Origin of the sequence: Thorsellia anophelis DSM 18579, from assembly GCF_900111395.1 — a bacterium.
GTDB classification, from domain to species: Bacteria; Pseudomonadota; Gammaproteobacteria; order Enterobacterales; family Thorselliaceae; genus Thorsellia; species Thorsellia anophelis.
The window spans coordinates 26,389-52,000 of the sequence record NZ_FOHV01000018.1; the positions used below are offsets into that span (position 1 = coordinate 26,389).

Below are 25,612 nucleotides of genomic sequence, written 5' to 3' on the forward strand. Positions count from 1 at the left end.
TAAAAAATATTTATTTTTGATTACTGCTATCACGCATTTATGCATAAGCATATGAATTTTTTATATTAATATTGTTTTTAACATATTAATGAATTTTTAAACTATTAATAGGAATGACAAATGAGTTTATTGAATGTACCTGCTGGCAAATCCTTGCCAGATGATATTTATGTGATAATAGAAATCCCAGCTAATGCTGATCCTGTTAAGTATGAAATTGATAAAGAGACAGGTGCGTTATTTGTAGATCGTTTTATGGGTACAGCTATGTTTTATCCGTGTAATTATGGTTATATCAATCATACTTTATCTTTAGATGGCGACCCTGTTGATGTACTGGTACCCACTCCTTTTCCTTTAGAGGCTGGCTCTGTAATTCGTTGTCGTCCTGTTGGCGTACTTAAAATGACAGATGATGCTGGTGAAGATGCTAAATTACTGGCTGTTCCACATGAAAAAATGAGTAAAGAGTATGGTCATATCCAAGATATAGGAGATGTACCTGAGTCACTTAAAGCACAAATAGAACATTTTTTTCAGCATTATAAAGATTTAGAAAAAGGTAAATGGGTTAAAATTGATGGCTGGGCAGATGCTAATGCTGCTCGAGAAGAGATTTTAAGCTCATTTGAACGCGCTAAAAAATAATATAGTTTAAAATTGCTTTTAGCAAAGCGCTATACTTTTTGATATTACTATTAAAAATAAGTAAAGATTAAAGTATAGCGCTTGTTTTTTTATGGTTTTATTAATTATTATGCGAACTTAATTTAAGTGAATAAATGCTTATGCCTAATATAACTCGTTCTGCTTTAGTGTCATTTAGTGCTTTAGAAATGTTTAACTTAGTCAATGATATCAAATCTTACCCTGAGTTTTTACCTGGCTGTATTGGTGCGAGTATTTTAAGCCAAGCAGAAAATGAGATGGTTGCATCAGTAGAAGTTGAAAAATTTGGGATTAAAAAATCATTTGTGACTCGAAATAGGTTAATTGTAGGTGAATCAATCTTAATGGAATTAGTGGAAGGTCCTTTTAAGCAATTAACTGGTGGCTGGACATTTACTAGTTTATCTGAAAATGCTTCTAAAGTTGAATTATCGTTACAGTTTGAATTTACTAATAAATTAGTTGAACTTGCTTTTGGTAAGGTATTTAATGAGTTAGCTGTCAATATGGTAAGTGCATTTTCGGATAGAGCTAAGCTGGTATATCGAAGGTAATTTTTATGGATGAAATAAGTGTTCAGGTAGTGTTTGCCTTACCTCAAAAGCAATATGTGTATGGAGTTAATCTTCCTAAAAACTCAACAGTTGAAACTGCAATTATTGCTTCAGGTATCCTTAAAATTAGACCTGAAATCGATTTAGCAACGACAAAAGTCGGGATTTATAGTCGTATTGTTAAATTAACCGATACCCTTAAACAAGGGGATAGAATAGAAATTTATAGGCCATTGACTGCTGATCCTAAAGAGTTAAGACGTAAACGCGCAGAGCGCACCGCAAAACAGTGACATTATCAATCAGGATATAAAGTAATATTATGAAGATGCTAACGTTAATTTCTCCTGCTAAAACATTAGATTATGATTCACCCTTACCTAGCGAAAATCATACTATGCCACTTTTTTTAGAAAAAAGTGAAACATTAATAGATGTTTGCAGAAAGTTAACGCCCGTTGAATTAAGTCAATTGATGAGAATCAGCGATAAATTAGCAGCTCTTAATGTTGCAAGATTTGCACAATGGAATAAAGAGGCAGATTTTAGTACAGCAAGGCAAGCTATTTATGCCTTTCAAGGTGATGTTTATTTAGGATTAGAAGCCCATGCTTTATCTGAATCTGAAATTAATTATGCACAAGAAAATTTATGTATTTTATCCGGCCTTTATGGTGTATTAAGACCCTTAGATTTAATGCGTCCATACCGATTAGAAATGGGTACAAAACTTAAAACACCTTTTGCTGATAACCTTTATCAATACTGGCGATCAACTATCACACAATATTTAAATTCACGAATTGAATCAGACGCTATTAGCGCAATGATTAATTTAGCTTCTGATGAGTATTTTTCAGTGGTAGATACAAAAGCCTTGACTGTACCTGTTATAAAACCAATTTTTCAGGATGAGAAAAATGGTAAGTATAAAGTAATTAGCTTCTTTGCTAAAAAGGCAAGAGGGATGATGGCTAGATATTTAATTCAATCAAAATGTGAAAATATGGATGATATCAAAGCATTCAATGCTTCAGGCTACCAATATTGTGACAAAGAGTCGACGGATTTAAATTGGGTATTTAAACGCAAAGAGCAGTAAGAGAGCAATAAAATGATTCATTATATTGTTTAGTTAAACTTTTCATGGATGGAAATTAATCTTAAGGAGAAGAGTATGCGTTATTATTTAATGGCATTGAAAAATTGTTTTAATTTTAAAGGTAGGGCTTCACGTTCTGAATTTTGGGTATTTACACTTGTAAATTATTTTATAATTTATTTTTTGTATTTTGTATTTATTTTTTCAAGTGAATATAACGAAACTTTAGCCGGTGGCGCATTAGTCCTATCTCTTTCACTCAGTTTAGTTTTGGTTGTGCCCTCTGTATCCGTTTCAATTAGGCGTTTGCATGATACTAATAGAACAGGTTGGTTATTTTTATTAAGTTTTGTTCCTATTATAGGAACTGTGTTATTGATATATTGGTATTGTTTAAAAGGCTGTGAAGGTGATAATCATTTTGGACCTGATCCTTTTACATTATAATTTAGGTATTACCTTTAAAGGTATAAGTTAAAAATGGAAAATTTGATTACTGTAAAATGCCCTACTTGCAAAGCTGAGGTCGTTTGGGGAGAAGTTAGTATATATAGGCCCTTTTGTTCTAAACGGTGTCAATTAATTGATTTAGGTGAATGGGCTGATGAAAAAAAATCGATTCCAGGGGATCCTATCATCGATGAAAGTGATCTATGGGGGGAAGATTTTAATCCTGAGAAGTAACGATTAATCTTTTAACGAATCAGTTAGTTTAATGCTAAAAAATCCACCATTTCTTGGAAGTATTTTTCTATACCAGGAAATGAGTGGTTCCCACCTTCTTCTACGGTTTGTTTACAATCTCTGTAATAGTCAACCGCCTGTTGGTAGTCTAATATCTCATCTCCTTTTTGTTGTAAAAGCCAAATTAAATCAGGGTATTCAATAGGCTCAACATAAATTGCTTTGAGTTCATCTACTTGGTTTGTTGTTAATTCATAAGTTTCTTTTGTATAGATGTTTGTATTTATCCCTACATAATCATGAAGAAGTTCAAATGGTCTAACGGCTGGATTAATGACAATAGCAGGAATTTCAAAAGCTGATGATATCCAAGTGGCATAAAAACCACCTAATGATGACCCTACTACACCAATTGGTTCTTGTTGATTAAAAAATAGTTCTTCTAGATACATTGCACACAGCTGCGGAGAAAAAGGTAATTGTGGAATAAATATTTCAATATCAGGGTGATTCTCAGATATCCAGCGTTTTAAAAGTGTAGCCTTAATTGAAAGTGGTGAACTATTAAAACCGTGAAGATAAATGAGTTTTGACATAATGATCCTAATAATATTTAATCAGTTAAATTACTCATAGCCTTTAGCTGAAACGTCTACTGAATAATTAATATTTTCGATGCGTTTTACACATGTCTCTAAATTTCCATCTGGCTTTAATATAAACTCTCTCCAGCCAGGATTGATTGTATCAAGTGAAAATATTTTTGATTTAGGTAAAAACTGGATTGAAGTTGAGGGGGTAGAATAAAAAGACCAATCCTCCCAACAGTCATCTATCGCTTGATGAATATGGCCACATATGATTGCTTTTATCTTATCATAGGATTTTAGTTTTGTAGCAAGTGTATCACTATTTTGTAACTTGTGTTGATCTAACCACTGTGAACCACAAGGTTTAGGATTATGATGAACAAAAATTAATGTATTGCGATTTTTTTCTGAACTAAGGCTTTTTTCTAGAAAATCTAGTTGAGGACCAGATAATTCTCCTTTAGGTGCACCAGATAGTTGGCTATCTAGTAGTATACATTGCCAGTTATCGTTTATTAAAATATGTTTTGCCTCAGATAAGTTTGAGGTGTTAAGTATGCCTTGCATGTTATTTTGATTATCATGATTTCCGGGTAACCAAACAACAGGTGTATTAAAAGTACCCATAATATTAATAAAGTGTTGATATGATTCAATACTCTGATCTTGAGTTATATCACCAGAGCAGACAATCAAATCAAAGATAGTATTATTTTTTTTGATTGTATTGATCACAGCTTGAAAGCTTTTATAGGTAGGGACACCAAGCAACTTTTCTTTTTTATCTGCAAAAAGGTGCATGTCGCTAATTTGTAAAAGCTTAATACTTTCATTTGTAGTTGAAAGGCTAAGTCGAGTGTTCAATGTCATATTCCTTAAGTACAATATATTAAATTATGGTAATCGATAGGTGTCACTAAAATAATTAAGGCTAAAGATTGATTTAAGTAATCTAAAACCGAGATAATAAGGTAAACTCAATTGGATAATAGCCGATTTACTAAGAGTAAATCTGTCTGCTATGACACATTTTTATGAAAAAGAAGTAAAATTTAACATTGTTTGTGTTTTTTTTGTTCGAATTTATAAGTTGATCACATTATTTGTTTGAAATTTAAACTAAAAATGAAGCATTTATACTAGAAAACTATTTTTTAATGAATATATATTCATAATTCTATACTGAGGAGCTGTGTTGTATGCCAATTAATTTTTTGAAACGCTGGTGTAAGCGTTTTTTGCTACTAATATTAGTTGCACTTTTAACGTTTATGGTGATTCGAATTTATGATTCTCAAAGAGGATTGAGATTAGAAGTTTGGCATCGTTATGTTCCAAATGAAATGACAGCGGCAGAAATTGATAAAATGACTTTTGCTGATTATTTGAAAGCTGAAGAGGGTATTTTCCAGGAAGTAATCGATAATGTGATTAAGCCTTTAGAGCAAGGGCAAACTCTCACCGTGGCTGATATTGATGGTCTTAATGAAGATTTTGATTTTGATGATCAAAATGTTTCTGAAACTGATTGGGATGATTATTTCTCTACAAACCGTACTATCATTAATTCTTTAGGATCAAATGGTGTGCCTTTGAATCGCTATCTTGAGCAAAGTGCAGTTTACCCTGGCAATTTTGAACAGGATTGGAATCGTTCATACGTCATGATGCCTGATACTAGTTTATACCCTACTCCAAAAGGTGCGGTTGTTTTACTCCATGGATTAACTGATACGCCTTACAGCCTTAGGAATATGGCTGATTTGTATCGCTCTAATGGGTTTGTTGCAATCGGATTAAGATTACCTGCACACGGTACAGTACCCGCTGCCTTAAGTAAGGTTGACTGGGAAGATTGGTTAGCAGCAACAAGACTTGGAGTCAGAGAGGCAAAAAGATTAACATCAGAAAAATCCCCTTTGCATATCGTTGGTTTTTCTAATGGGGGGGCATTAGCTATGAAATATGCCCTTGATGCAATTGATAATGATTCATTAGCTAAGCCAGATCATGTTGTGTTAATTTCTCCAATGATAGGTATTACTGCATTTGCTCGTTTTGCAGGTATAGCTGGTTGGCCTGCAGTTTTCCCCCCATTTGCAAAAGCAGCTTGGCTAAGTGTTTTGCCTGAATTTAATCCATTTAAGTATAATTCATTCCCTGTTAATGGAGCGAGGCAATCTCATCTTTTAACCAGTGTACTTCAGCAGCAAATTTCTGATTATGCACAGCAAGGTAAGTTAACTTCATTGCCACCAGTGATAACGTTTCAATCTGTAGTTGATTTCACTGTCAGTACGAGGGCAGTTATTACAGCTCTTTATAATCAATTGCCCGATAATGGAAGTGAATTAGTTTTATTTGATCTTAATAGAGCGGCTAATTTCGATATTTTAATGCGTTCATCTACAATATCAAATGTTGGGCAGTTACTTCCAGCTCCTCCTAGAAAGTATGATTCAACTATAGTAACAAATAGAGAAAAGTTTAATAGCGAAGTTGTCGCTAGGACTCAAAGAGCATTAACAAACGAAGAAATAGTTGAACCTTTAGGGGTCAGTTACCCTAATGATTTCTTTTCTCTTTCTCATGTAGCTATCCCTTTCGCTGCAAACGATCCACTATATGGAAGTCAACCAAGTAATCCAACTCAATATGGCATCAATTTAGGAAGTTTGGCTGTAAGAGGGGAACGCTCTGTTTTATTAGTTGATTTAGATACCCTTTTAAGAGCCTCTTCTAATCCATTTTATGATTATATGATGCAAAGAGTTCAAAGTGATATTGATAAATCATTGAAATAATAATTAAAATTTTATTTAAATCTGTTTTTATTTTAGGTATGCTGTTAGCTAAATTTGCTAATGGCATCTTTCAGGGAATTGTTTATAGAATGAATACGTATAAAAAAATGTTGTTTTGGAGGCTTTATGGGGCTATCTGTTAATAAGAGGTCTGCCTTGACACTTTTTTCAGGTAAGAGTGATATTCGCAGTCATCAAATTAGGTTTATGCTAGCTGAAAAAGGGGTGATGTATGAGCTAGAACTTGTAACACCAAATCGGATGTCTGATGATTTATTAGCACTTAACCCTTATGGAACAATACCTACTTTAGTTGATAGAGAGTTGACACTCTACTATACTCATATCATAGCCGAGTATATTGATGAACGTTTTCCCCACCCTTCTCTTATGCCTGTTTATCCACAAGACCGAGCTTCCACTAGGCTTATGCTAAATAGGATAGAACAAGATTGGTATCCTTTAGCTGATAAAGCACTTTTTAGAGATGAAGAAGGGGATAGGTCTCGTAGAAGACTTCGCGATGAGTTATTATCATTAGCTCCTATATTTAGGCGTACGCCATTTTTCTTGAATGACGAATTTTCTATTATAGATTGTGCATTAGCCCCTCTTTTATGGCGACTTACTCATATTGGTATTGAGATTCTTGACACGCAGAGTGCAAAAGATATAAGACCCTATATGAAACGAGTTTTTAATAGAGATGGATTTTTAAACTCTTTAACACCAATTGAAAAAGAGATGCGTTCAAGCTATTAAGATTCTTGTGCTAGAATAGATCCCACACACTATATTTTGTTGACCACTATATAACCGATCAGATTTTTAAATGATGTATTGAATATTATTTAACTAGGACTAGCTATGAAAGAAGGAAAAGAATTATTACCATTAAGACCTTATCTCTTAAGAGCACATTATGATTGGTTATGTGATAATCAATTAACCCCGTTTCTTTTAGTTAATATAAACTATCCAGGTGTTGATGTGCCGTTTGAATACGCAAAGGACGGTCAAATTGTATTAAATATAGCACCTCATGCATTAGGTAACTTATTATTAGGTAATGATGTAGTGAGTTTTAGTGCAAGCTTTAACGGTAAATCAAGAAATTTAAGTATTCCTCTAGGAGCAATTATTGCGGTTTATGCTAGGGAAAATAATGCTGGGATAGGATTCCCACCTGAGCCTTTTTATGAAAAGCAGCTTAAAGACGCTGAGGCAAGGCAGTCTATTCAATTAGTTGAGGAAAGTAATCTTCATGTTGAGCCTGATGTAGATATTCATAATCAGGATGATAAAGCTATAAAACAATCTGATGAAGTTTCTGATAAGCCAAAATCAACACGAAGAAAAGCAAAAGTAAAATCAGAAGATGAAAGCTTAGTACCAGAAAAGAAAAAAACGAAAAAAACATCTCATTTAAGAGTGATTGATTAATTAAAGAATAAAATTCGTTTTATACGTCTTATAAACAATTAAAGAGGATATTATGTTACACAGCGGCTTAACAAATAAACCTACTGTATTTAGCGGAGCACAACCATCTGGTGAATTAACGATAGGGAATTACTTAGGAGCACTTCGTCAATGGGTACAATTACAAGAAAGTTTTGATTGTATCTATTGTATTGTTGATTTACATGCTATCACTGTGCGTCAAGATCCTTCCGCACTTAAAAAAGCAACGTTAGATACATTAGCACTTTATTTAGCGTGTGGAATTGATCCTTCAAAAAGTACCATTTTTGTTCAGTCACATGTTCCCGCGCATGCTGAGCTTGCTTGGTTACTCAATTGCTATACTTATTTTGGTGAATTAGGGCGTATGACACAGTTTAAAGATAAGTCACAGCGCTATGAAGAGAATATTAACGCAGGTTTATTTAGTTATCCTGTTTTAATGGCTGCAGATATTTTGTTATATCAAACACACCAAGTACCAGTGGGTGAGGATCAAAAGCAACACTTAGAGCTTAGTCGTGATATTGCACAACGATTTAATAGTTTATATGGTGATATTTTTAAAGTACCAGAGCCATTTATCCCTAAATCAGGGGCAAGGGTAATGTCATTGTTAGAACCAACTAAAAAAATGTCAAAATCAGATGAAAATCGAAACAATATTATTGGTTTGTTAGAAGATCCTAAATCAGTAGAGAAGAAATTAAAACGCGCAGTCACTGACTCTGAAGATCCCCCTGTGATACGCTATGACATTACCAATAAAGCGGGTGTGTCTAATTTATTAGATATTTTATCTGGTGTAACAGGCCAATCTATTTCTGAGTTAGAAACGCATTTTGATGGAAAAATGTATGGGCACTTAAAAACTGAAGTTGCACAAGCTGTTGTTTCAATGTTGACAACTTTACAAGAAAAATACCATCATTATAGAAATGATGAGGTTTTATTGAATCAAATCATGCAAGAGGGTGCGCAAAAAGCAAATGAAAGAGCTAATCAAACTCTTAATCGAGTTAAAGCTGCGTTAGGATTAATCACGCTTTAATGGGTGTTTAGCTTTTTATTTGAAAGAGAAAACGCATTTAGTTTTCCTTTTTAGTCATCAATATTCTATTAGGATTATATTATGAGTACTTCAAATCCACTATTAAAAAATACAACACTACCCTTATTTTCTGAGATTCAAGTTGAACACATTGTTCCCGCTGTAGAACATTTTATTCAACTATGCCGAGATAATGTGGAAGCTGTCGTTAATCAAAAAACACCTTATACTTGGGAATCAGTTTGTGATGCATTGGCTAAGTGTGATGATCAATTTTCTCGTGCTTGGTCTCCGATTAGTCATTTAAATTCAGTTAAAAATAGTCCTGAACTGAGAGAGGCTTATGAAGCTTGTTTGCCATTACTGTCTGAATATGGAACTTGGGTTGGCCAGCATGAGGGGTTATTTAAAGCCTATGTTGCGATTAAAGAGCGCGCTGATTTTAATGATTTACCGATAGCAAAACAAACTGCGATTAATAATGCGTTGAGAGATTTTGAATTATCAGGAATAGGACTCCCCCTTGAAAAACAAAAAAGGTATGGAGAGATTGTCGCTAGATTATCCGATCTTTCTGCGTCATTTAGTAATAATGTGTTAGATGCTACTATGGCTTGGAGTAAATTAATCACAGATGAGCAAATTTTAGCTGGATTACCTGAAAGTGCTCTCGCTGCTGCTAAAGAACGAGCAATTGCTAAAGAACAAACTGGATGGTTATTAACTCTTGATATGCCTAGTTATTTACCAGTGATGATGTACGCGGATAATCAATCTTTACGCGAGGAGATGTATACTGCATTTGTGACTCGCGCCTCAGATCAAGGACCACATGCAGGCCAGTTTGATAATAGTGATTTGATAACCGAAATAGTTGCGTTAAGACACGAACTAGCAACGTTGTTAGGATTTGAGCACTATTCAAATAAATCGCTTGCTACTAAAATGGCCCAATCACCAGATCAAGTTCTTGATTTTTTAAATGATTTAGCAAAACGAGCAAAACCACAGGGTGAAGCTGAACTTAAAAACGTTTTTGATTTTGCTAAAGTTCATTACGGTATGGATAGTTTAAATGCATGGGATATCACCTATTATAGTGAAAAACAAAAACAGCATCTTTTCTCTATTAATGATGAAGATTTACGTCCGTATTTTCCTGAAAATAGGGTGCTTGCCGGTTTATTTGAGGTTATAAAACGTGTTTTTGGTATTGAAGCTAAAATAAGAAATGGTGTGGATGTTTGGCACCCAGAAGTTCAATTTTATGATTTATTTGATAAAACAGGTGAGCTAAGAGGAAGCTTTTATTTAGATTTATATGCTCGTGAGAATAAACGAGGTGGGGCTTGGATGGATGATTGCGTTGGGGCTTTGAAATTAGCTCAAGGTGAATTGCAAAAACCAGTCGCTTATTTGACTTGTAATTTTACCCGTCCAATTGGTGATAAGCCTGCCCTCTTTACGCATGATGAAGTGATTACGTTATTTCATGAGTTTGGTCATGGTATTCATCATATGCTAACTAAGATAGACACTTCAGGTGTGTCTGGTATTAATGGTGTTCCATGGGATGCAGTAGAATTACCTAGCCAATTTTTAGAAAATTGGTGCTGGGAAGAAGAGGCGTTAGCATTTATATCTGGACATGTTGAAACGGGCGAGCCACTTCCTAAATCGATGTTAGATAAAATGCTAGAAGCGAAAAATTATCAAGCAGCCATGTTTATTTTACGCCAACTCGAATTTGGATTATTTGATTTTAGACTCCATCATGAATATGACCCTAACAAAGGTGCTGATATATTAGGTCTATTAGCAGAAGTTAAATCTCAAGTCGCTGTGATCAAATCGCCTTCATTTAATCGATTTGCTCATTCATTTAGTCATATCTTTGCCGGTGGTTATGCAGCAGGGTATTACAGTTATCTGTGGGCTGAAGTGTTATCTGCTGATGCATTCTCAAGATTTGAGGAGGAAGGGATATTTAACTCAGAGACAGGCCGTGATTTCTTAGAAAATATTTTATCTAAAGGTGGATCTGAACCGCCGATGATTTTATTTAAACGCTTTCGTGGTAGAGAGCCGAGTTTAGATGCGTTGCTCAGGCACTATGGAATCGCTGCGTAGCCTCTTTTTTGAAGCGTAGTTTCTATCCTGATCATCAAGTAATGAGCAGGATAGATTATTTTTTCCTTTCTTTTAATTGATTATATCATGCTGACTCAAACATGTTCTCCACCAATATCGCCTTATCATATCGCCTTAAATCTTAATGAAGGTTCTAGGTTTTTTTTATCGAATTTAGCGAAAAAATGGCAGCTAATTGATCAACCTGATTGTTTGTTAGTTTTGAGTTATCAATCTGGTAGACTGGAATTAACTAAAGCTGATGAGCCTAAACAAGGTCCGGTTTATGTTGATTTTGTTGAAGGTGTATTAAAACATAGACGTCAATTTGGAGGGGGCAGAGGAGAGGCGGTTGCTAAAGCGTGTGGTATCAAAGGGAATTATTTGCCCTCTATCATCGATGCAACCGCAGGATTAGGTCGAGATGCATTTGTTTTAGCTTCCCTTGGGTGTGAGGTTAAGTTACTTGAACGACATCCAGTTGTCGCAGCTTTACTTGAGGATGGTTTAACTAGAGCTTATCAAGATTCACATATAGGGGATTGGATGCAGGTTCGAATGCAGCAAATTATCCCGACTGAGGGTATTAAAGAAAGTCAAACCCTTCTTACCACACTTCAGCCTGCTGATGTGGTTTATCTTGACCCGATGTACCCGCATCCAGAGCACAAAAAACAAACAGCATTAGTTAAAAAAGAGATGCGGGTATTTCAATATTTGGTAGGCGCTGATGTCGATGCTGATACACTTTTACCCCCAGCCTTGGCTTTAGCTAAAAAACGTGTTGTTGTTAAAAGGGCTGATTATGCCCCAGTACTCAATGGCCAATCACCACAAGGATTTGTTAAAACAAAAAATCACCGATTTGATATTTATTCAAAAGTGATTGAATAATCTGTAAGTATCATTTGTATCATGACCTTAACCGACCATATCAAATCATGGTTTAATTGGTTAAATGATTAAGAAAAAATTTGGAATAAAAAAACAAATCCAGATCCAATTTACGATAATTCAAATTTTAGGTTAAGTTATTATTTAATAATGTTTTATTTTTAGGGATACCACATATGCAATTTTATTTTAAAAAGATGAGTTTTATTCAAACCTCAATAGTAAAACTGTTTAGCTTTAAAGCTCAGATTAGCTTAGGGGTAATGATGATTATGACATCATTACCGATATGGTCAGAAGATTCATTTCCTATCCCTAATAATTTTTATCCTGTGACTGAAGGGATATTTCGTTCAGGCCAACCTAATGCACTGGAAATGCAGGGCCTAGAAGCTATGGGAATTAAGTCAGTCTTAAATTTACGACAATGGCATTCTGATACGAATGAAGCTGAGGGAACGAACTTACAATTAAGTCGTGTTCCTATGGATGCGGCTGATGTGAATGATGATAATATTGTTGAAGCGCTCAGAATTTTAAAAACAGCTGAGAAGCCTGTGTTGATTCATTGTTGGCATGGAAGTGATAGAACTGGTGCTGTTGTTGCAATGTACCGGTTAGTTTTTGAAGATACGCCAAGAGAAGAGGTATTAGCCGAATTACGTAAACCTGAATATGGATATCATTATAATATTTATGCCAATATTGAACGTTATATTGAACATGTTGATATAGATGCAATTAGAGCGAGAGTCATGGCACCATAAATTGATCATTAATTGATTTAGGCCTTAACTGAATGATACAGATCTTTTAATAGACAGGTAAATGAGTATGAAAATTGTTGTTGATGAAAATATGCCCTATGCCACATCTCTTTTTGCGCGGTTTGGGGAGGTGATTTCTGTTCCAGGTAGGCCCTTTGATGGAAGTGTTTTGACTGATGCTGATGCTTTAATGGTAAGATCGGTTACTAAGGTTAATGCTGAATTATTGTCAGGCACTAATGTCAAATTTGTTGGAACTGCAACAGCGGGAACCGATCATATTAATACTGATAAATTTGATGAATTAGGAATTTACGCTACTTCAGCTGCAGGGTGTAATGCAATTGCAGTTGTAGAATATGTCTTTTCTGTTTTATTTTATTTTGCTCAAAAAGGCCAATTTACATTAACCGATAAAACGGTTGGAATTATTGGGGTTGGGAATGTTGGGAAAATTTTAGCACAAAGATTACAAGCTTTAGGAGTAAAGGTGCTGCTTTGCGATCCTCCTAGAGCAAGAAATGAAGGATTGACTGTATTTAATGAGTTTGATTATTTAATTGAACATGCGGATATATTAACCTTTCATACCCCTTTAATCCAAGGAGGGGTGGATAATACCTATCATCTTTTTGATCACCAAAAAATGAGTGAATTTGCAGACGGAAAAATGATTATTAACGCCTCTAGAGGCGAAGTTATTGATACAATTGCTTTATTAAGATCTTTAGAACAAGGACGTTTGTGGCAAATTGCATTAGATGTATTTGAAAATGAGCCTCATATTAACTTGTCTCTATTACCATATATTCAAATTGCAACTGCTCATATAGCGGGCCACAGCTTAGAGGGGAAAATACGTGGCACAACGCTTTTAGTCGAGCAATATTATTCTTATTTAGCAAAACATTCGCCTTTGCAAATTGAATCACTTGAAAAACCTGTTTCAGAATCTTTATTACAAGAACTACTTCCTGAACCTCAGTACCAAAGTATTTATCTAAATGAACCATTTAGTCTAGCCATTTTTTATCGACTGATGAATCTTATCTATGATGTACAAACCGATGATGCTAAATTTAGATATACTTTATTAACAAGAGATGCGATTGATTTGCCAATAGAAGTCCACCACCGGTTTGATTATTTAAGAAAAAACTATTCAGTGCGTAGAGAATGGTCATCATTAAATGTGATTACAAGTTGCTCTGAGACTGCTAAAAAATTACAAGCTCTTGGATTTAAAATTAAATATCAACCTAATAAATAAGCATGTTTTTAAATGTTCAATTAATTTATTGGTGTTAATCGCTATAAAATAAGACGCATCTAAGCGATATTTTTGTTGAGCATTAACGTATTTTTACAACAGCTTTTTTTTGCTGGTGTTTAGAAAATTCAAGCGCATCATTAAGTAATTCAAATCTAAACTCTGTCGGTGTTTCAACAAAGATATCTCCTTTTATTACTGATTCTAGTAAGTTTCGTCCATCCACCATTAACTCATGCCACTGTATCTTATCACCGTAGGTATGAAGTGCCCCTAATGCAATTTCATGATAAGATATAGTTCTTGAAAAGGCACTATCAATTGGAGTATCTATTCTTCCTAAAATGCAAATAATATGTCCATTGGCCCTAAGATAAGGTACTAGAGCTGTTGCTGATGCTTGTCCGTTAGAGTCAAAAATTGCATGATAGTGATGGAATTCTGGCTTCTCACGGTAAATAGTTTTTATATTGAGTACATCCGCTTGCTCATCGGTTAAACTTTTAGAAATGACATCGACATGAAAACCTGCCCGTGCCAGTAATTGAGATAAAAGTTTATTAACTGCACCCATCCCTGTTAATAAAACTCTATGACCTTTTTTTACGGGTATTTTTGAAAATGCTTGCCATGCAGTTAACAACGGGCAAGGTAGAGCCGCTGCTACAGCTAGGTTTAGCCCTTCGGGTAATATCATTGCTCTATCAGCATAAATCACAGTATGCGTACCAAAACTGCCATCAGATTGAAGACTACAGTGATAGACTACCATTTGTCCAATAAGGTGTTGATGCTCTGCATCATGCGCAGCTATTACTTTACCAACACCATCGACTCCCGGTACTTGTCCTACTGGCCAATTCATAGGATTATGATCTATGAATTTCCAATCAACAGGATTGATACCAGCATAGAAGTTTTCAACTACAATTTGGTTTGATTCTAGTGCTTTGATTGTTTTTATGTCAAAATTTAAAGGATTACCTTTAGCGCTAAATAGCCATGCATTATTATTAAATTTCATATTTATTCCTTTTTAATAGTTAGAATGCTTAAGATAACCTACTTTACAATAAAAATAGTTATTCGAATATTTCGATATTATAATGATAGCAATAAATTTTTTGAATAATGCTGTTTAAATTGCCTATTATTTTATACACATTCTATGTGATGAATATTCTTTTAGTGCGTGATGGGTTAGTATCGTCATAGATGAAAAAATTATTCTGGGACAATCCAGTCTACTAAGTGATGCCCTCTTCCTTCAGTTACAAGTTGTTTTGTGAGCCATGGTAATATGCTTTTCATTTGTTGTTCTAATTTCCAAGGTGGGTTAATCACAATCATGCCAGATGCGGTCATTCCTCTTCTATCACTATCAGGTTTAACGCCAAGCTCAATTTGTAATATTTTTTTAATTCCACTTGCTTTGAGTTCTGCACTCATTTTTTTGATAGTTTGCCTAAACACGACTGGATACCAAAGCGCAAAAACTCCTGTTGCAAATCGTTTATGACCTTCTTTAATTGCTTGAATCACAAGTTGATAATCTTCTTTGAGTTCATAGGAGGGATCAATTAAGACTAGCCCTCTTCTTGAAAGAGGAGGAAGATGAGATTTTAGTAGTTGAAAACCGTTACCTAATTTAATCGTGGCGCGCTCATCATGCAAAAAAACTTTTTTAAGTAAAATTTGGTCGCTAGGATGTAATTCTGCCATGACTAATTTATCATCTTCTCGTAAAGATAGCTTGGCAATTAAAGGTGAGCCTGGATAGTAACGTAGTTCACCATTTAGATTCAATGATTTGATTAAATCAAGATACGGTTTGATTAGTTCAGGTGTATCTTTTGCCTCCCACAAACGAGCGATGCCCTCTAAATACTCACTGGTTTTAGTGGACTCATCGCTATGAAGTGCATAACGCCCTGCGCCTGCGTGAGTATCAAGATACATAAATGGTTTTTCTTTCTCTTTTAATGAGTCTAGGATCAGTAGTTGTACAATGTGTTTTAGTACATCGGCAAAATTGCCTGCATGAAAAGAATGGCGATAACTGAGCATGGTAAATAAATATCCTTAAATTAGGTAGATAGAGTGAGGCAATAGATGTTTTACTATTATGGTTTAACACTACGCCAAATAGGGTTTTGTAATGAAATCAGTGTTTCAGTGGATTGTATTTCATCAATACTTTGAATTTTATTTATTAAGACTTGTTGTAGTGCATCAATAGAGCGACACATGACTTTGATAAAAATACTATATTGGCCTGTGGTATAATACGCTTCCACTACTTCTTCAAGTGCATTTAGTTTATCTAATGCTGAAGGATAGTCTTTAGCACTTTTAAGTATAATACCAATAAAGCAGCAGACATCAAATCCTAATTGTTTAGGTGAGATTGAAATGTGTGCGCCTGTAATGATACCAGCCTGTTTCATTTTCTCTACGCGAACATGAATGGTACCAGCACTCACATTCAGATGCTTTGCTAATTCAGCGTATGCTGTTCTGGCATTATCCATTAATGCTACCAAGATAGCTTTATCTAGATTATCAATTTGATAATTTTGCATCATATTTTCCTCTTAAAATTAAGAATTCGATAAAATAATGATGCTTATTTTATCGAATTTATTACCTAATAGCTTTATTTATTATTGATTATTGATTTTAATAAGTGATTTGTTGCTTAATACGCAATAGAAACTACAAAACGCAATCAAACGAGTTAAGATAATCGGATTGATACACAATAGAATATAAAAAGAATAGGAAACATTATGAGTCGTTCATTTATTGAAACACAAAAACAGATCAGCTTTGTTAAATCACATTTCTCAGAGGCGTTAGCAACAAAATTAGGATTAGTAGAAGTTCAAGCCCCTATCTTAAGTCGTTTAGGCGATGGAACACAAGATAACTTATCAGGAAGTGAAAAAGCAGTTCAAGTTAAAGTCAAAGCGTTACCAACAGAAACTTTTGAGGTTGTTCACTCACTTGCAAAATGGAAGCGTCAGACATTAGGTCGTTTTCATTTTACTGAAAATGAAGGTCTTTACACGAATATGAAAGCTTTACGTCCAGATGAAGATAGATTAAGTCCAATTCATTCTGTGTATGTCGATCAGTGGGATTGGGAACGAGTAATGCAAGCTGATTCGCGTAATCTTGATTATCTTAAAAAAACGGTAACGGATATTTATGCTGCAATTAAAGAAACGGAAAAAGCGGTTGAAAGTCAATTTGGCATAAGCGCTTTTCTACCAGATACGATTCATTTTATACACAGTGAAACTTTATTGCAGCGTTTCCCTGATTTAGATGCTAAAAGCCGTGAAAGAGCAATTGCAAAAGAACTTGGAGCAGTTTTTTTAATCGGTATTGGTGGAAAACTAACTCATGGGGAATATCATGATATTCGTGCGCCAGATTACGATGATTGGAGTACGGATAATCAAGATGGATTTAAGGGCTTAAATGGTGACATATTGGTTTGGAATCCAATATTAGAAGATGCATTTGAATTATCCTCTATGGGAATTAGAGTAGATGCGAATGCGTTAAAAAAACAACTCGCTATCACTGGGGATGAAGACAGATTATCACTTGAATGGCATAAGGCTCTCCTAAATGGTGAAATGCCTCAAACAATTGGAGGGGGGATTGGCCAATCTCGTTTAGTGATGTTATTACTGCATCTTTCTCATATTGGCCAAGTACAGTGTGGTGTTTGGACGCCAGAAATTCGAGCGTCTGTTAAAAACTTATTATAATAAAAAGTTGTCCTGCATTTTTATATGTTCATACAATTGCCATTATTCTTAAATAATGGCAATTGTACTTTTAACTCCTTAAATAGTTTGACCTACTTTTTGATTCGATGGCATTTCTGTCAGTCTTTAACGTCATTTTTGTATATTATCGAAATCGATTGAATAACAAATGGTATAATGCCATCAGATTTTAGAATGATATAAGGTATCATTGAATTTTAAATGATCAAAAGGTAATTTCATGACAATTGTTTATTTAGTAAGACATGGTGAGACTCAATGGAATGCGCAAAAGCGTATCCAAGGCCAAGCTGATAGCCCTTTGACCGAAGAAGGAAGAATACAGGCTAAGCAAGTTGCTATGCGAGTTAAAAACTTAGGGATTACACACCTAATCAGCAGTGATTTAGGGCGAGCTGTTGAAACGGCCGAAATTTTAGCACAAGTGTTGATGCTACCTGTTCAAACAGATAAAAGGTTGCGTGAACTAGATATGGGTATTTTAGAAGGCAAATGTGTTAGCGAATTGACTCCTGAAGAAGATATGATTAGGCGCTCACCTTTGTCCGGTACGCCAGATGCTAGAATACCCAATGGCGAATCAATGCAAGAATTAGCAAATAGATTACATGATGCCATTGATGATCTACGTATGCTTCCAGACGGAAGTGTCCCATTACTTGTATGCCATGGGTTGGCTTTAGGATGTTTAATTGGAACTGTTATGGGATTACCCGCTCATGCACCAAGACGGATACGTTTACGCAATTGTTCTTTATCAAGAATAGATTATCAAGCTGGTGAATGGTTAGCTGAAGGATGGATTGTTGAAACAGCAGGAGATATTAGTCACCTTGAATCTCACTCTGCGGATGAATTATAAATAATATCTTTGATTTAATAGATAAATGCTATAGTTTCATAAAAGTGTCACATAAGTGTTTCATACTAGTAAAGGCATGTTATATCAAATTGTGTTAACTACAAAATTGATGTTTTTAGTAATTAATTTTGTAGTGTGTTTTATATGACATGATTAAACTTTTATATTAATGAACACAGGGCTAAGACTTATGGCAGCAACAATAACGATACTGATCATTGAAGATGAACAAGCAATCAGCGAGATGCTTATATTTCTTTTGCAGCAATCTGGATTTGATGTCAAAGCGGCTTCAAATATCCAAGATGCACAGTCTATGCTAACTTCCCCTTTACCGGATCTTATTTTGCTTGATTGGATGTTACCTGGAGGATCTGGTATCCAACTTCTTAGGCAACTAAAAAGAGACAAGCAAACCCAATCGATACCCGTTATGATGTTAACCGCTAAAAATGAAGAATCAGATAGAGTTCAGGGATTAGATATCGGTGCAGATGATTACATCACTAAACCGTTTTCTCCAAAAGAACTTATCGCTAGAATTAAAGCTGTGTTAAGACGCGTTTCACCGCAGGTTTTAGCTGATGTAATTGATTTGGCTAATTTAAAATTAGATACTGCAGCTCATCGTGTTTTTGCAGGAGATACGCCTATTACTTTAGGGCCCACTGAATTTAAGCTCCTACATTTTTTTATGAGTCGTCCAGAACGAGTCTACAGTAGAGAGCAACTATTAGATCACGTTTGGGGAGATGGCGTATATGTGGAAGACAGAACAGTTGATGTACATATTAGGCGATTAAGGCGTGCACTTGAGCCTACTGGTCATGATAAGCATATTCAAACTGTTCGAGGAAGTGGGTATCGATTTTCTACTCAGGCGGACTAGTTATTTGACTTAATGGTTGAAGGAATTGATAATGGTAGCCTATGTTTGTTTACTTATGAGATAATCGGCTCAATTTACGTTGTATTTGGAAAGGATCGTATTTTGCTTCAAAAATTAACTTGGCAATCATTTATATTTTCTTTTGTTTTGGTATTACTGCCATGTGTGATAGTGGGGTTGATATTTGGTCATTTACCCTGGTGGATTTGTGTGGGGCTATTAGGATTATTAGGCTGGAACTACGCTCATCAGCTGAAACTCTCTTATTGGTTATGGCAAGATAAAAGTATGACCCCCCCAACTGCTAAAGGTCATTGGGAGGTTATTTTTTATGGATTACTTCAGCTACAAAAACGGAATAAAAAACGTAGAAAAGAACTTGCTACATTGATTAAGCGTTTTCGAAGTGGCGCAGAATCTTTACCTGATGCATTAGTTATGATAACCAGTGATGGTACTATTTTTTGGTGTAATAAGCTGGCTGAGAATCTTCTTGGTTTTAAATGGCCAGCTGATAATGGCCAAAATATTATTAATTTACTCCGCTATCCAGAGTTTGCCCGTTATGTTGAAGGTAAACGCTTTGAATCCCCCCTTACTTTATCATTATTTACAGAACGCGATGTTGAATTTAGGATTATGCCCTATACTGAAGATCAATTTATTGTGATGGCAAGGGATGTCACCCAAGTTAAACAGGCTGAAATAGCAAGAAGAAACTTTTTTAATAATGCGAGTCACGAATTAGGCACTCCTCTTACTGTTTTAAAAGGGTATTTAGATATGCTTGAGGATGATGCATTGAATCATTGCCTACCTCCTAAAGCATTACTGACTATGCGGGCTCAATCTGAAAGAATGGATAAGTTGATTAAACAACTTTTAGCATTATCAAGATTAGAGTACCAAGTACAAGCTTCATATAAACAAAAAATTTCATTATCAGAGATGCTAATTGCCTTACAATTAAGTGCTGAGGCTTTAAATAAAAACGCACATGAGTTTGAATTTCATATTGAACCTGGACTATTCGTACTTGGGAATTTAGAAGAGCTTCGAAGTGCGATGAATAATCTAATCGAAAATGCCATTAAACACACCCCTAAAGAAGCAAAAATAGTGGTGAAACTTGAGGCTAACTATAATAGAACTAAAGTGAAGTTTTCAGTTCAAGATAGTGGGCAAGGTATTGCAAGAGAGCATATCCCTCACCTAACAGAGCGTTTTTATAGAGTTGATGAAGCCAGGCAAAGAGAATCAGGTGGGAGCGGCATAGGTCTTGCAATAGTTAAGCATGTACTTTCAAGACACCAAAGTGAGCTTCAAATCGTGAGTCAGTTAGGTAAAGGCAGTAGATTTAGTTTTTCACTTGCGTTATGTGATTAACATTCAAAATCTTTTGCATTGTAAAATTAATCAAATCTACATCGTTTATTTGAAACAAATTTTCTTTAATAACCATAAAGCCTTGTTTTTCAAATAACGGTTTAATTACTTTTGAAGCGTCAACGGATAACAAGGGTATTGAATTTTGATAAGCGATATTTTCTATATATTGATAAAGCTGCATTGCAATTTTCTGCCTTTGAAAATGTGGATGGACATAAAAACAATCAATCTTTCCATTCATGTCAAATTCAATAAACCCAGCAACTTTATTCCCTACAGTTAAGTAATAAGGGCGTGATTTTTGCAATCGAGATGCCCATTTTTCATGATTAATAGGCAGAGCTGCCCATGCTTGCTGTTGAGCTAATGAGTATTCACTCAAGTCAATAGAGTGAACACTTGCATAAAAAACCTCTAGTGATTTCAGTGTATATGACTGGATCATAATTAGTCAAATGATGAATTTTTTTATTCATTTATTTTTTCCAGATGAGTTATTAGATAAATTTAAATAAAATAATAAAGCTGCTTGTTAATTAGTCGTTTTGAAGAAGTTATTTTTATGGCGAATATCAATTTCAATTTTTTTCATAATATCCTCATAAAGAGGTTCCAAAATCACCATTTCATTATCTATTATCATTAATTGATTCAACGCTAAGGATGAGAGCATTTTATCTAAAATTAATAAATGGTTTTCTCTCAAATCAATGCGCATATAAATATAACTTACCAAAGAATCATCAAAACCAATTTCAATTGAATCAGAGTCATACGTACCAAAAAAAATAGTGGATTTGCACCAATGTGTATTTGGCGATAAGTAATCAATAGATTGAATAAAGTTTTGATAATTAAACTCATTGAACCAACTTAAATTATTAAAATCATCATCAGTTATTTTAGTCGGTAAGGTTTGATATTTTTGCTTTATATTATTTTTAGGCATTGCATGAAAAGAATATTGCCAAAAAGCCATTCTCTATTCCTTAATATTAAATTATTGACAGTCAGATATTATCATTCTTTTGCCGTTAAGGGTCATCCTGATGAGATAAAAATGCACTCAATATTTATCGCTGTTGTAAATGCTTGCGTAATGCATTTTAATTGTGTGTTGTATCAATTATATCTTTTTAGGTAAACAGTAGATTGAAAATTGTGATGTTAATCACTCAATTTCATCATCAAAACTGTCAATATGTATCTTAGGTATTGATAATTAATTAATTAAACTAGTAACGCGATTGGTAAGTTTTAGCATATTCGAGGCTATATTTGGCTAAAAAGTTTAGTCAATATGCTCTTAGCTATGGTTAATGTTCTGTTAAGTGAGGTCTAATATGTATCATGTTGAACGAAAGCCTTTTCCTAAAGATTTTTTATGGGGATCTGCATCTGCTGCATATCAAATTGAAGGAGCTTGGGATAAAGATGGAAAAGGACCTTCTATTTGGGATAATTTTGTCAGAATAGAGGGTAAAACCTTTAAAGGGACAAATGGGGATGTGGCAGTTGATCACTATCATCGATTTAAAGAGGACGTTGCTTTAATGGCTGAACAGGGCCTTAAAACCTACCGTTTTTCTGTCGCATGGACACGCATATTACCAAATGGTAGAGGTGAAGTGAATGAGAAAGGTTTGATGTTTTATGAGAATCTTATTGATGAATTAATTGCTCATAAAATTGAACCAATGGTGACTTTATATCATTGGGATTTACCACAAGCTTTGCAAAATGCGTACGGTGGATTTGAATCACGTGAAATCATTGAAGATTTTACGAATTACGCGACAATTTTATTTAAACGTTTTGCTGGGAAGGTAAAGTATTGGGTAACACTTAACGAGCAAAATATTTTTATAATTCATGGTTATAAATTACAAAATCATCCACCTAATGTTAATAATGCGAAAAGAATGTTTCAAGCAAACCATATTGCTAACCTAGTGAATGCTTCTGTGATTACAAAATTTAGGGAATTGAACATTCCAGGCTTAATAGGCCCTAGTTTTGCATATGGACCGAATTATTCAATTGACTCAAATCCGAAAAATGTCCTTGCCGCTGAAAATGCTGAGGACTTTGGTGCTCATTTTTGGATGGATGTATATCGATTTGGAGAATATCCAATCATGGTGTGGCAATGGCTCAAAGATAATAATCTTACCCCAGAAGTATTAGACGGGGATATGGATTTATTAAAACATGCTATACCCGATTTTATGGGGCTTAACTACTATCGTACAACCGTCAATGCAGATAACCCATTAGATGGAGTCGGTCTTGGCAAAATTAACACAACAGGCGTTAAAGGAAGCACGGTAGAAAGTGGCGAGCCTGGTTTATATAAACATGTGTCTAATCCGTATACAGATAAAACAAATTGGGATTGGGATATTGATCCAACTGGATTGAGAATTGCTTTAAGGCGTATCGCTAGTCGTTATCGCCTACCAATTTTAATTACTGAAAATGGCTTAGGTGAGTATGACAAGCTGAATGACGATTGCACTATTGATGATAGTTATCGTATTGAATATATACGTCAGCATCTTGTGGCGATTAATGATGCGATATCTGATGGGGTTAACGTATTAGGATACTGTACATGGAGCTTTACTGATCTTCTCAGTTGGCTAAATGGCTACCAAAAACGCTATGGCTTTGTTTACATTGATCGAGATGAGTTAGATGAAAAAGAGCTTAAGCGATATAAAAAAGCGAGTTTTTATTGGTATCAACAAATCATAAAAGAAAATGGTAAACAAATTACTGAGGCAAAATAATCGATTTGAAATGTTGGGCATATGGGATGAATTAGTGAGGCCTTTATGCTTTGCTGAATTCATTCGTAACTGCTGAGGGATTTGTCGCATTTAATTATCTCAATAAGTGAGGTGAACTATGAGTTTTATGCAATCGTTTGAAAAAAATATGGAAAGAGTTCTTGTGCCTGTTGCAATAAAACTAAATTCACAAGTGCATATATCAGCAATTAGGGATGCATTTGTGTTAGTGTTTCCATTAATAATGGCAGGTTCCATTATTGTCCTTTTGAATTTTGCGGTATTAGATGAACAAGGGTTTATTGCTAAAATCCTATTTTTAAAAAGCATTTTTCCTAATCTAAATGATGCTAAAGAGGTTTTTTCGCCTGTTTTGCAGGGGACAAATAATATTATAGCCATATTAGTGGCTTTTTTGGTTGCTAGAAACCTCGCACAAAGCCACAAACAAGATGATCTACTATGTGGATTAACTGCTATTGCTGCTTTTTTTATTATTTACACCCCATATCAAGTCATTGAAGGTAAAGCTTATTTAGCGATCGATTATCTTGGCCCTGCTGGTTTATTGGTGGCTGTTTTCGTTGGGCTTGTTACGGGGGAAATATTCAGTCGATTAGCTGCCAGTCCCAAACTAATGATAAAAATGCCTGATCAGGTTCCTCCTGCAGTCGCGAGATCATTTAAGATTTTAATACCGGTCATTATTATGATGATTATTTTTTCAATCTTAAATTACATCATAAAACAGTTTTCAGTCTCAGGAATTAATAGTTTAGTTTATACTCTGATTCAATCACCAATGAAAGACATGGCGACGACATTATTTACTGTTATGTTATTAGGATTGATTTCTAATGTTTTTTGGGTGCTGGGTATTCATGGACCTAATACGATAGCTGCTATCCGTGATACGATTTTTGCTGAACCAAATGCTGCTAACTTAAATTTCGTTAATGAACATGGTACTTCTTGGGGGGCGCCTTATATCTCAACATGGGGCGGGCTTAACGATGCTTTTGCAAACTATGGTGGCTCAGGAATGACTTTAGGGTTGTTAATTGCTATTTTCATTGCCTCTCGTCGTCAAGATTACAAGGATATTGCTAAGCTATCTATCGTACCAGGTTTTTTTAATATCAATGAACCGGTTATTTTTGGATTACCAATTGTCCTAAATCCAATTTTGATTATTCCATTTATTCTGGCGCCTGCGGTTAATACTGTGGTTGGATATTTATTCATTACATCTGGTATTATTCCTCCAGTTGCATATCAGGTCCCATGGACAACACCAGGTCCACTCATTCCCTTTTTAGGAACAGGTGGCCATTGGGGAGCATTATTAGTTGGATTCTTATGTTTAGGCATATCTATTTTGGTTTACTTGCCTTTTGTCCTAGTCAGTAATCGAGTGAACATTAATAAAGCAAAGGATGAGGCTAATTTGCAAAAAGCATAGCATTGATTATTTAGGTTTTTTAACTTATTATTTTAATTTGTTGGATTGATATGCCATGCTTTTAAATTTAAAGCATGGCATTTTTTGTTTGCCCAGCAAAGCTGGCAAACCCGTCCACTTGAAAGAAAGTGGAAACACCCTGACTAAGGGGAAGTAAATCCGAATGACAAGGGCGTAACTGGCCAACGGTTGGGTCTGAAGGAAGTCATAGGAAGTATATGGCACATAACGAAAGTGAACCTGCTTCGGCATAGTAGATGGGTAAGCGTGCAAAATAGCGCAAAGCCCAATACTTAGTCAAATCTATTATGTGTTTGAGGATGGAGTCATATACAGGGCGTCAGCACAATAACTGGGGAAGCCTGGCACTGAATCCTTTTTTTTAGAGGACAATTTATTACAAGACGAAAATCAAGAATAAATTGAGTGTGAGGTG

General features: G+C 34.9%; 27 protein-coding genes. 20 read left to right on the forward strand and 7 right to left on the reverse strand.

Annotation, left to right across the window (positions count from 1 at the left end; genetic code table 11):
- Nucleotides 1–120: 120 nt before the first annotated feature.
- From ppa to yacG, 6 genes are all read left to right on the forward strand, one after another.
- Nucleotides 121–648, forward strand: coding sequence for an inorganic diphosphatase (ppa, locus tag BMW37_RS10310; RefSeq protein WP_093320632.1), 528 nt, complete (start codon nt 121–123; stop codon nt 646–648).
- 140 nt (nt 649–788) lie between these two features.
- Nucleotides 789–1,223: an SRPBCC family protein gene (locus BMW37_RS10315; RefSeq protein ID WP_093320696.1), complete on the forward strand. Its 435-nt coding sequence runs from the start codon at nt 789–791 to the stop codon at nt 1,221–1,223.
- 5 nt (nt 1,224–1,228) lie between these two features.
- The gene (locus tag BMW37_RS10320; protein ID WP_093320634.1) at nt 1,229–1,516 is read left to right on the forward strand and encodes an RnfH family protein; all 288 of its coding nucleotides are present in this window, start codon (nt 1,229–1,231) and stop codon (nt 1,514–1,516) included.
- Nucleotides 1,517–1,551: 35 nt separating this feature from the next.
- Nucleotides 1,552–2,325 (forward strand): peroxide stress protein YaaA, encoded by a 774-nt coding sequence (gene yaaA / locus BMW37_RS10325; RefSeq protein ID WP_093320699.1) that lies wholly within the window; start codon nt 1,552–1,554, stop codon nt 2,323–2,325.
- Between the two features lie 75 nt (nt 2,326–2,400).
- Nucleotides 2,401–2,772 carry a DUF805 domain-containing protein gene (locus tag BMW37_RS10330; RefSeq protein ID WP_177168644.1) on the forward strand — a complete coding sequence of 124 codons (372 nt, stop codon included), beginning with the start codon at nt 2,401–2,403 and terminating at the stop codon, nt 2,770–2,772.
- Nucleotides 2,773–2,805: 33 nt separating this feature from the next.
- On the forward strand, nt 2,806–3,009 hold the full coding sequence (gene yacG / locus BMW37_RS10335) for a DNA gyrase inhibitor YacG (protein WP_093320639.1): 204 nt from the start codon (nt 2,806–2,808) through the stop codon (nt 3,007–3,009).
- A 23-nt stretch (nt 3,010–3,032) separates the two neighbouring features.
- On the opposite strand, the gene yqiA is transcribed toward yacG, so the two are convergent.
- Both yqiA and cpdA read right to left on the reverse strand, forming a co-directional pair.
- The gene (yqiA, locus tag BMW37_RS10340) at nt 3,033–3,605 is read right to left on the reverse strand and encodes an esterase YqiA (RefSeq protein ID WP_093320642.1); all 573 of its coding nucleotides are present in this window, start codon (nt 3,603–3,605) and stop codon (nt 3,033–3,035) included.
- A gap of 30 nt (nt 3,606–3,635) precedes the next feature.
- Nucleotides 3,636–4,463, reverse strand: a complete 828-nt coding sequence (cpdA, locus tag BMW37_RS10345; protein WP_177168645.1) for a 3',5'-cyclic-AMP phosphodiesterase — start codon at nt 4,461–4,463, stop codon at nt 3,636–3,638.
- A gap of 335 nt (nt 4,464–4,798) precedes the next feature.
- Here cpdA and BMW37_RS10350 point away from each other — a divergent pair, with 335 nt between their 5' ends.
- From BMW37_RS10350 to BMW37_RS10385, 8 genes are all read left to right on the forward strand, one after another.
- On the forward strand, nt 4,799–6,403 hold the full coding sequence (locus BMW37_RS10350) for an alpha/beta hydrolase (protein ID WP_245711058.1): 1,605 nt from the start codon (nt 4,799–4,801) through the stop codon (nt 6,401–6,403).
- Nucleotides 6,404–6,529: 126 nt separating this feature from the next.
- Nucleotides 6,530–7,165: a glutathione S-transferase N-terminal domain-containing protein gene (locus tag BMW37_RS10355; RefSeq protein ID WP_093320647.1), complete on the forward strand. Its 636-nt coding sequence runs from the start codon at nt 6,530–6,532 to the stop codon at nt 7,163–7,165.
- Nucleotides 7,166–7,270: 105 nt separating this feature from the next.
- A complete protein-coding gene (locus BMW37_RS10360; RefSeq protein WP_093320649.1) occupies nt 7,271–7,846 on the forward strand; it encodes a ClpXP protease specificity-enhancing factor in 576 nt (191 codons plus the stop codon).
- Nucleotides 7,847–7,898: 52 nt separating this feature from the next.
- Nucleotides 7,899–8,918 carry a tryptophan--tRNA ligase gene (gene trpS / locus BMW37_RS10365; RefSeq protein WP_093320652.1) on the forward strand — a complete coding sequence of 340 codons (1,020 nt, stop codon included), beginning with the start codon at nt 7,899–7,901 and terminating at the stop codon, nt 8,916–8,918.
- A gap of 81 nt (nt 8,919–8,999) precedes the next feature.
- Nucleotides 9,000–11,048, forward strand: a complete 2,049-nt coding sequence (gene prlC / locus BMW37_RS10370; protein WP_093320653.1) for an oligopeptidase A — start codon at nt 9,000–9,002, stop codon at nt 11,046–11,048.
- Between the two features lie 87 nt (nt 11,049–11,135).
- Entirely contained in the window at nt 11,136–11,942 is an 807-nt protein-coding gene (locus BMW37_RS10375; protein ID WP_093320656.1) for a class I SAM-dependent methyltransferase, read from the forward strand.
- 176 nt (nt 11,943–12,118) lie between these two features.
- Nucleotides 12,119–12,709: a tyrosine-protein phosphatase gene (locus tag BMW37_RS10380; protein ID WP_093320658.1), complete on the forward strand. Its 591-nt coding sequence runs from the start codon at nt 12,119–12,121 to the stop codon at nt 12,707–12,709.
- 67 nt (nt 12,710–12,776) lie between these two features.
- Entirely contained in the window at nt 12,777–13,979 is a 1,203-nt protein-coding gene (locus BMW37_RS10385) for a 4-phosphoerythronate dehydrogenase (protein WP_093320660.1), read from the forward strand.
- Nucleotides 13,980–14,061: 82 nt separating this feature from the next.
- On the opposite strand, the gene BMW37_RS10390 is transcribed toward BMW37_RS10385, so the two are convergent.
- From BMW37_RS10390 to asnC, 3 genes are all read right to left on the reverse strand, one after another.
- Nucleotides 14,062–15,003, reverse strand: coding sequence for an alcohol dehydrogenase catalytic domain-containing protein (locus tag BMW37_RS10390; protein WP_093320663.1), 942 nt, complete (start codon nt 15,001–15,003; stop codon nt 14,062–14,064).
- Between the two features lie 200 nt (nt 15,004–15,203).
- Nucleotides 15,204–16,046: a 23S rRNA (adenine(2030)-N(6))-methyltransferase RlmJ gene (locus tag BMW37_RS10395; protein ID WP_093320665.1), complete on the reverse strand. Its 843-nt coding sequence runs from the start codon at nt 16,044–16,046 to the stop codon at nt 15,204–15,206.
- 56 nt (nt 16,047–16,102) lie between these two features.
- Nucleotides 16,103–16,561 (reverse strand): transcriptional regulator AsnC, encoded by a 459-nt coding sequence (gene asnC, locus BMW37_RS10400; RefSeq protein ID WP_093320666.1) that lies wholly within the window; start codon nt 16,559–16,561, stop codon nt 16,103–16,105.
- Between the two features lie 207 nt (nt 16,562–16,768).
- On the opposite strand from asnC, the gene asnA reads away from it, so the two are divergent.
- The 4 genes from asnA to phoR all read left to right on the forward strand — a co-directional run bounded on the left by asnA (nt 16,769) and on the right by phoR (nt 20,919).
- On the forward strand, nt 16,769–17,761 hold the full coding sequence (gene asnA / locus BMW37_RS10405) for an aspartate--ammonia ligase (RefSeq protein ID WP_093320669.1): 993 nt from the start codon (nt 16,769–16,771) through the stop codon (nt 17,759–17,761).
- Between the two features lie 241 nt (nt 17,762–18,002).
- The gene (gene gpmB / locus BMW37_RS10410; protein WP_093320671.1) at nt 18,003–18,644 is read left to right on the forward strand and encodes a 2,3-diphosphoglycerate-dependent phosphoglycerate mutase GpmB; all 642 of its coding nucleotides are present in this window, start codon (nt 18,003–18,005) and stop codon (nt 18,642–18,644) included.
- A gap of 190 nt (nt 18,645–18,834) precedes the next feature.
- On the forward strand, nt 18,835–19,533 hold the full coding sequence (phoB, locus tag BMW37_RS10415; protein WP_093320673.1) for a phosphate regulon transcriptional regulator PhoB: 699 nt from the start codon (nt 18,835–18,837) through the stop codon (nt 19,531–19,533).
- Nucleotides 19,534–19,635: 102 nt separating this feature from the next.
- Nucleotides 19,636–20,919 carry a phosphate regulon sensor histidine kinase PhoR gene (phoR, locus tag BMW37_RS10420; RefSeq protein WP_177168646.1) on the forward strand — a complete coding sequence of 428 codons (1,284 nt, stop codon included), beginning with the start codon at nt 19,636–19,638 and terminating at the stop codon, nt 20,917–20,919.
- Here phoR and BMW37_RS10425 read toward each other — a convergent pair.
- Nucleotides 20,891–21,367, reverse strand: coding sequence for a GNAT family N-acetyltransferase (locus BMW37_RS10425; RefSeq protein WP_093320678.1), 477 nt, complete (start codon nt 21,365–21,367; stop codon nt 20,891–20,893). The two genes, phoR and BMW37_RS10425, sit on opposite strands and share 29 nt — an antisense overlap.
- An 87-nt stretch (nt 21,368–21,454) precedes the next feature.
- Nucleotides 21,455–21,901 (reverse strand): hypothetical protein, encoded by a 447-nt coding sequence (locus tag BMW37_RS10430; RefSeq protein WP_093320681.1) that lies wholly within the window; start codon nt 21,899–21,901, stop codon nt 21,455–21,457.
- A gap of 364 nt (nt 21,902–22,265) precedes the next feature.
- Between BMW37_RS10430 and BMW37_RS10435 the strand changes: the two genes are divergently transcribed.
- Both BMW37_RS10435 and BMW37_RS10440 read left to right on the forward strand, forming a co-directional pair.
- Nucleotides 22,266–23,714: a glycoside hydrolase family 1 protein gene (locus tag BMW37_RS10435; protein ID WP_093320683.1), complete on the forward strand. Its 1,449-nt coding sequence runs from the start codon at nt 22,266–22,268 to the stop codon at nt 23,712–23,714.
- Nucleotides 23,715–23,832: 118 nt separating this feature from the next.
- Nucleotides 23,833–25,176, forward strand: coding sequence for a PTS sugar transporter subunit IIC (locus tag BMW37_RS10440; protein WP_093320685.1), 1,344 nt, complete (start codon nt 23,833–23,835; stop codon nt 25,174–25,176).
- Nucleotides 25,177–25,612: the final 436 nt, after the last annotated feature.

Coding starts and splice junctions, on each gene's coding strand:
- ppa (WP_093320632.1), top strand. CDS start 121: ATGAGTTTATTGAATGTACCTGCTGGCAAATCCTTGCCAGATGATATT.
- BMW37_RS10315 (WP_093320696.1), top strand. CDS start 789: ATGCCTAATATAACTCGTTCTGCTTTAGTGTCATTTAGTGCTTTAGAA.
- BMW37_RS10320 (WP_093320634.1), top strand. CDS start 1,229: ATGGATGAAATAAGTGTTCAGGTAGTGTTTGCCTTACCTCAAAAGCAA.
- yaaA (WP_093320699.1), top strand. CDS start 1,552: ATGCTAACGTTAATTTCTCCTGCTAAAACATTAGATTATGATTCACCC.
- BMW37_RS10330 (WP_177168644.1), top strand. CDS start 2,401: ATGCGTTATTATTTAATGGCATTGAAAAATTGTTTTAATTTTAAAGGT.
- yacG (WP_093320639.1), top strand. CDS start 2,806: ATGGAAAATTTGATTACTGTAAAATGCCCTACTTGCAAAGCTGAGGTC.
- yqiA (WP_093320642.1), bottom strand. CDS start 3,605: ATGTCAAAACTCATTTATCTTCACGGTTTTAATAGTTCACCACTTTCA.
- BMW37_RS10350 (WP_245711058.1), top strand. CDS start 4,799: ATGCCAATTAATTTTTTGAAACGCTGGTGTAAGCGTTTTTTGCTACTA.
- BMW37_RS10355 (WP_093320647.1), top strand. CDS start 6,530: ATGGGGCTATCTGTTAATAAGAGGTCTGCCTTGACACTTTTTTCAGGT.
- BMW37_RS10360 (WP_093320649.1), top strand. CDS start 7,271: ATGAAAGAAGGAAAAGAATTATTACCATTAAGACCTTATCTCTTAAGA.
- trpS (WP_093320652.1), top strand. CDS start 7,899: ATGTTACACAGCGGCTTAACAAATAAACCTACTGTATTTAGCGGAGCA.
- prlC (WP_093320653.1), top strand. CDS start 9,000: ATGAGTACTTCAAATCCACTATTAAAAAATACAACACTACCCTTATTT.
- BMW37_RS10375 (WP_093320656.1), top strand. CDS start 11,136: ATGCTGACTCAAACATGTTCTCCACCAATATCGCCTTATCATATCGCC.
- BMW37_RS10380 (WP_093320658.1), top strand. CDS start 12,119: ATGCAATTTTATTTTAAAAAGATGAGTTTTATTCAAACCTCAATAGTA.
- BMW37_RS10385 (WP_093320660.1), top strand. CDS start 12,777: ATGAAAATTGTTGTTGATGAAAATATGCCCTATGCCACATCTCTTTTT.
- BMW37_RS10390 (WP_093320663.1), bottom strand. CDS start 15,003: ATGAAATTTAATAATAATGCATGGCTATTTAGCGCTAAAGGTAATCCT.
- BMW37_RS10395 (WP_093320665.1), bottom strand. CDS start 16,046: ATGCTCAGTTATCGCCATTCTTTTCATGCAGGCAATTTTGCCGATGTA.
- asnC (WP_093320666.1), bottom strand. CDS start 16,561: ATGCAAAATTATCAAATTGATAATCTAGATAAAGCTATCTTGGTAGCA.
- asnA (WP_093320669.1), top strand. CDS start 16,769: ATGAGTCGTTCATTTATTGAAACACAAAAACAGATCAGCTTTGTTAAA.
- gpmB (WP_093320671.1), top strand. CDS start 18,003: ATGACAATTGTTTATTTAGTAAGACATGGTGAGACTCAATGGAATGCG.
- phoB (WP_093320673.1), top strand. CDS start 18,835: ATGGCAGCAACAATAACGATACTGATCATTGAAGATGAACAAGCAATC.
- BMW37_RS10425 (WP_093320678.1), bottom strand. CDS start 21,367: ATGATCCAGTCATATACACTGAAATCACTAGAGGTTTTTTATGCAAGT.
- BMW37_RS10430 (WP_093320681.1), bottom strand. CDS start 21,901: ATGGCTTTTTGGCAATATTCTTTTCATGCAATGCCTAAAAATAATATA.
- BMW37_RS10435 (WP_093320683.1), top strand. CDS start 22,266: ATGTATCATGTTGAACGAAAGCCTTTTCCTAAAGATTTTTTATGGGGA.
- BMW37_RS10440 (WP_093320685.1), top strand. CDS start 23,833: ATGAGTTTTATGCAATCGTTTGAAAAAAATATGGAAAGAGTTCTTGTG.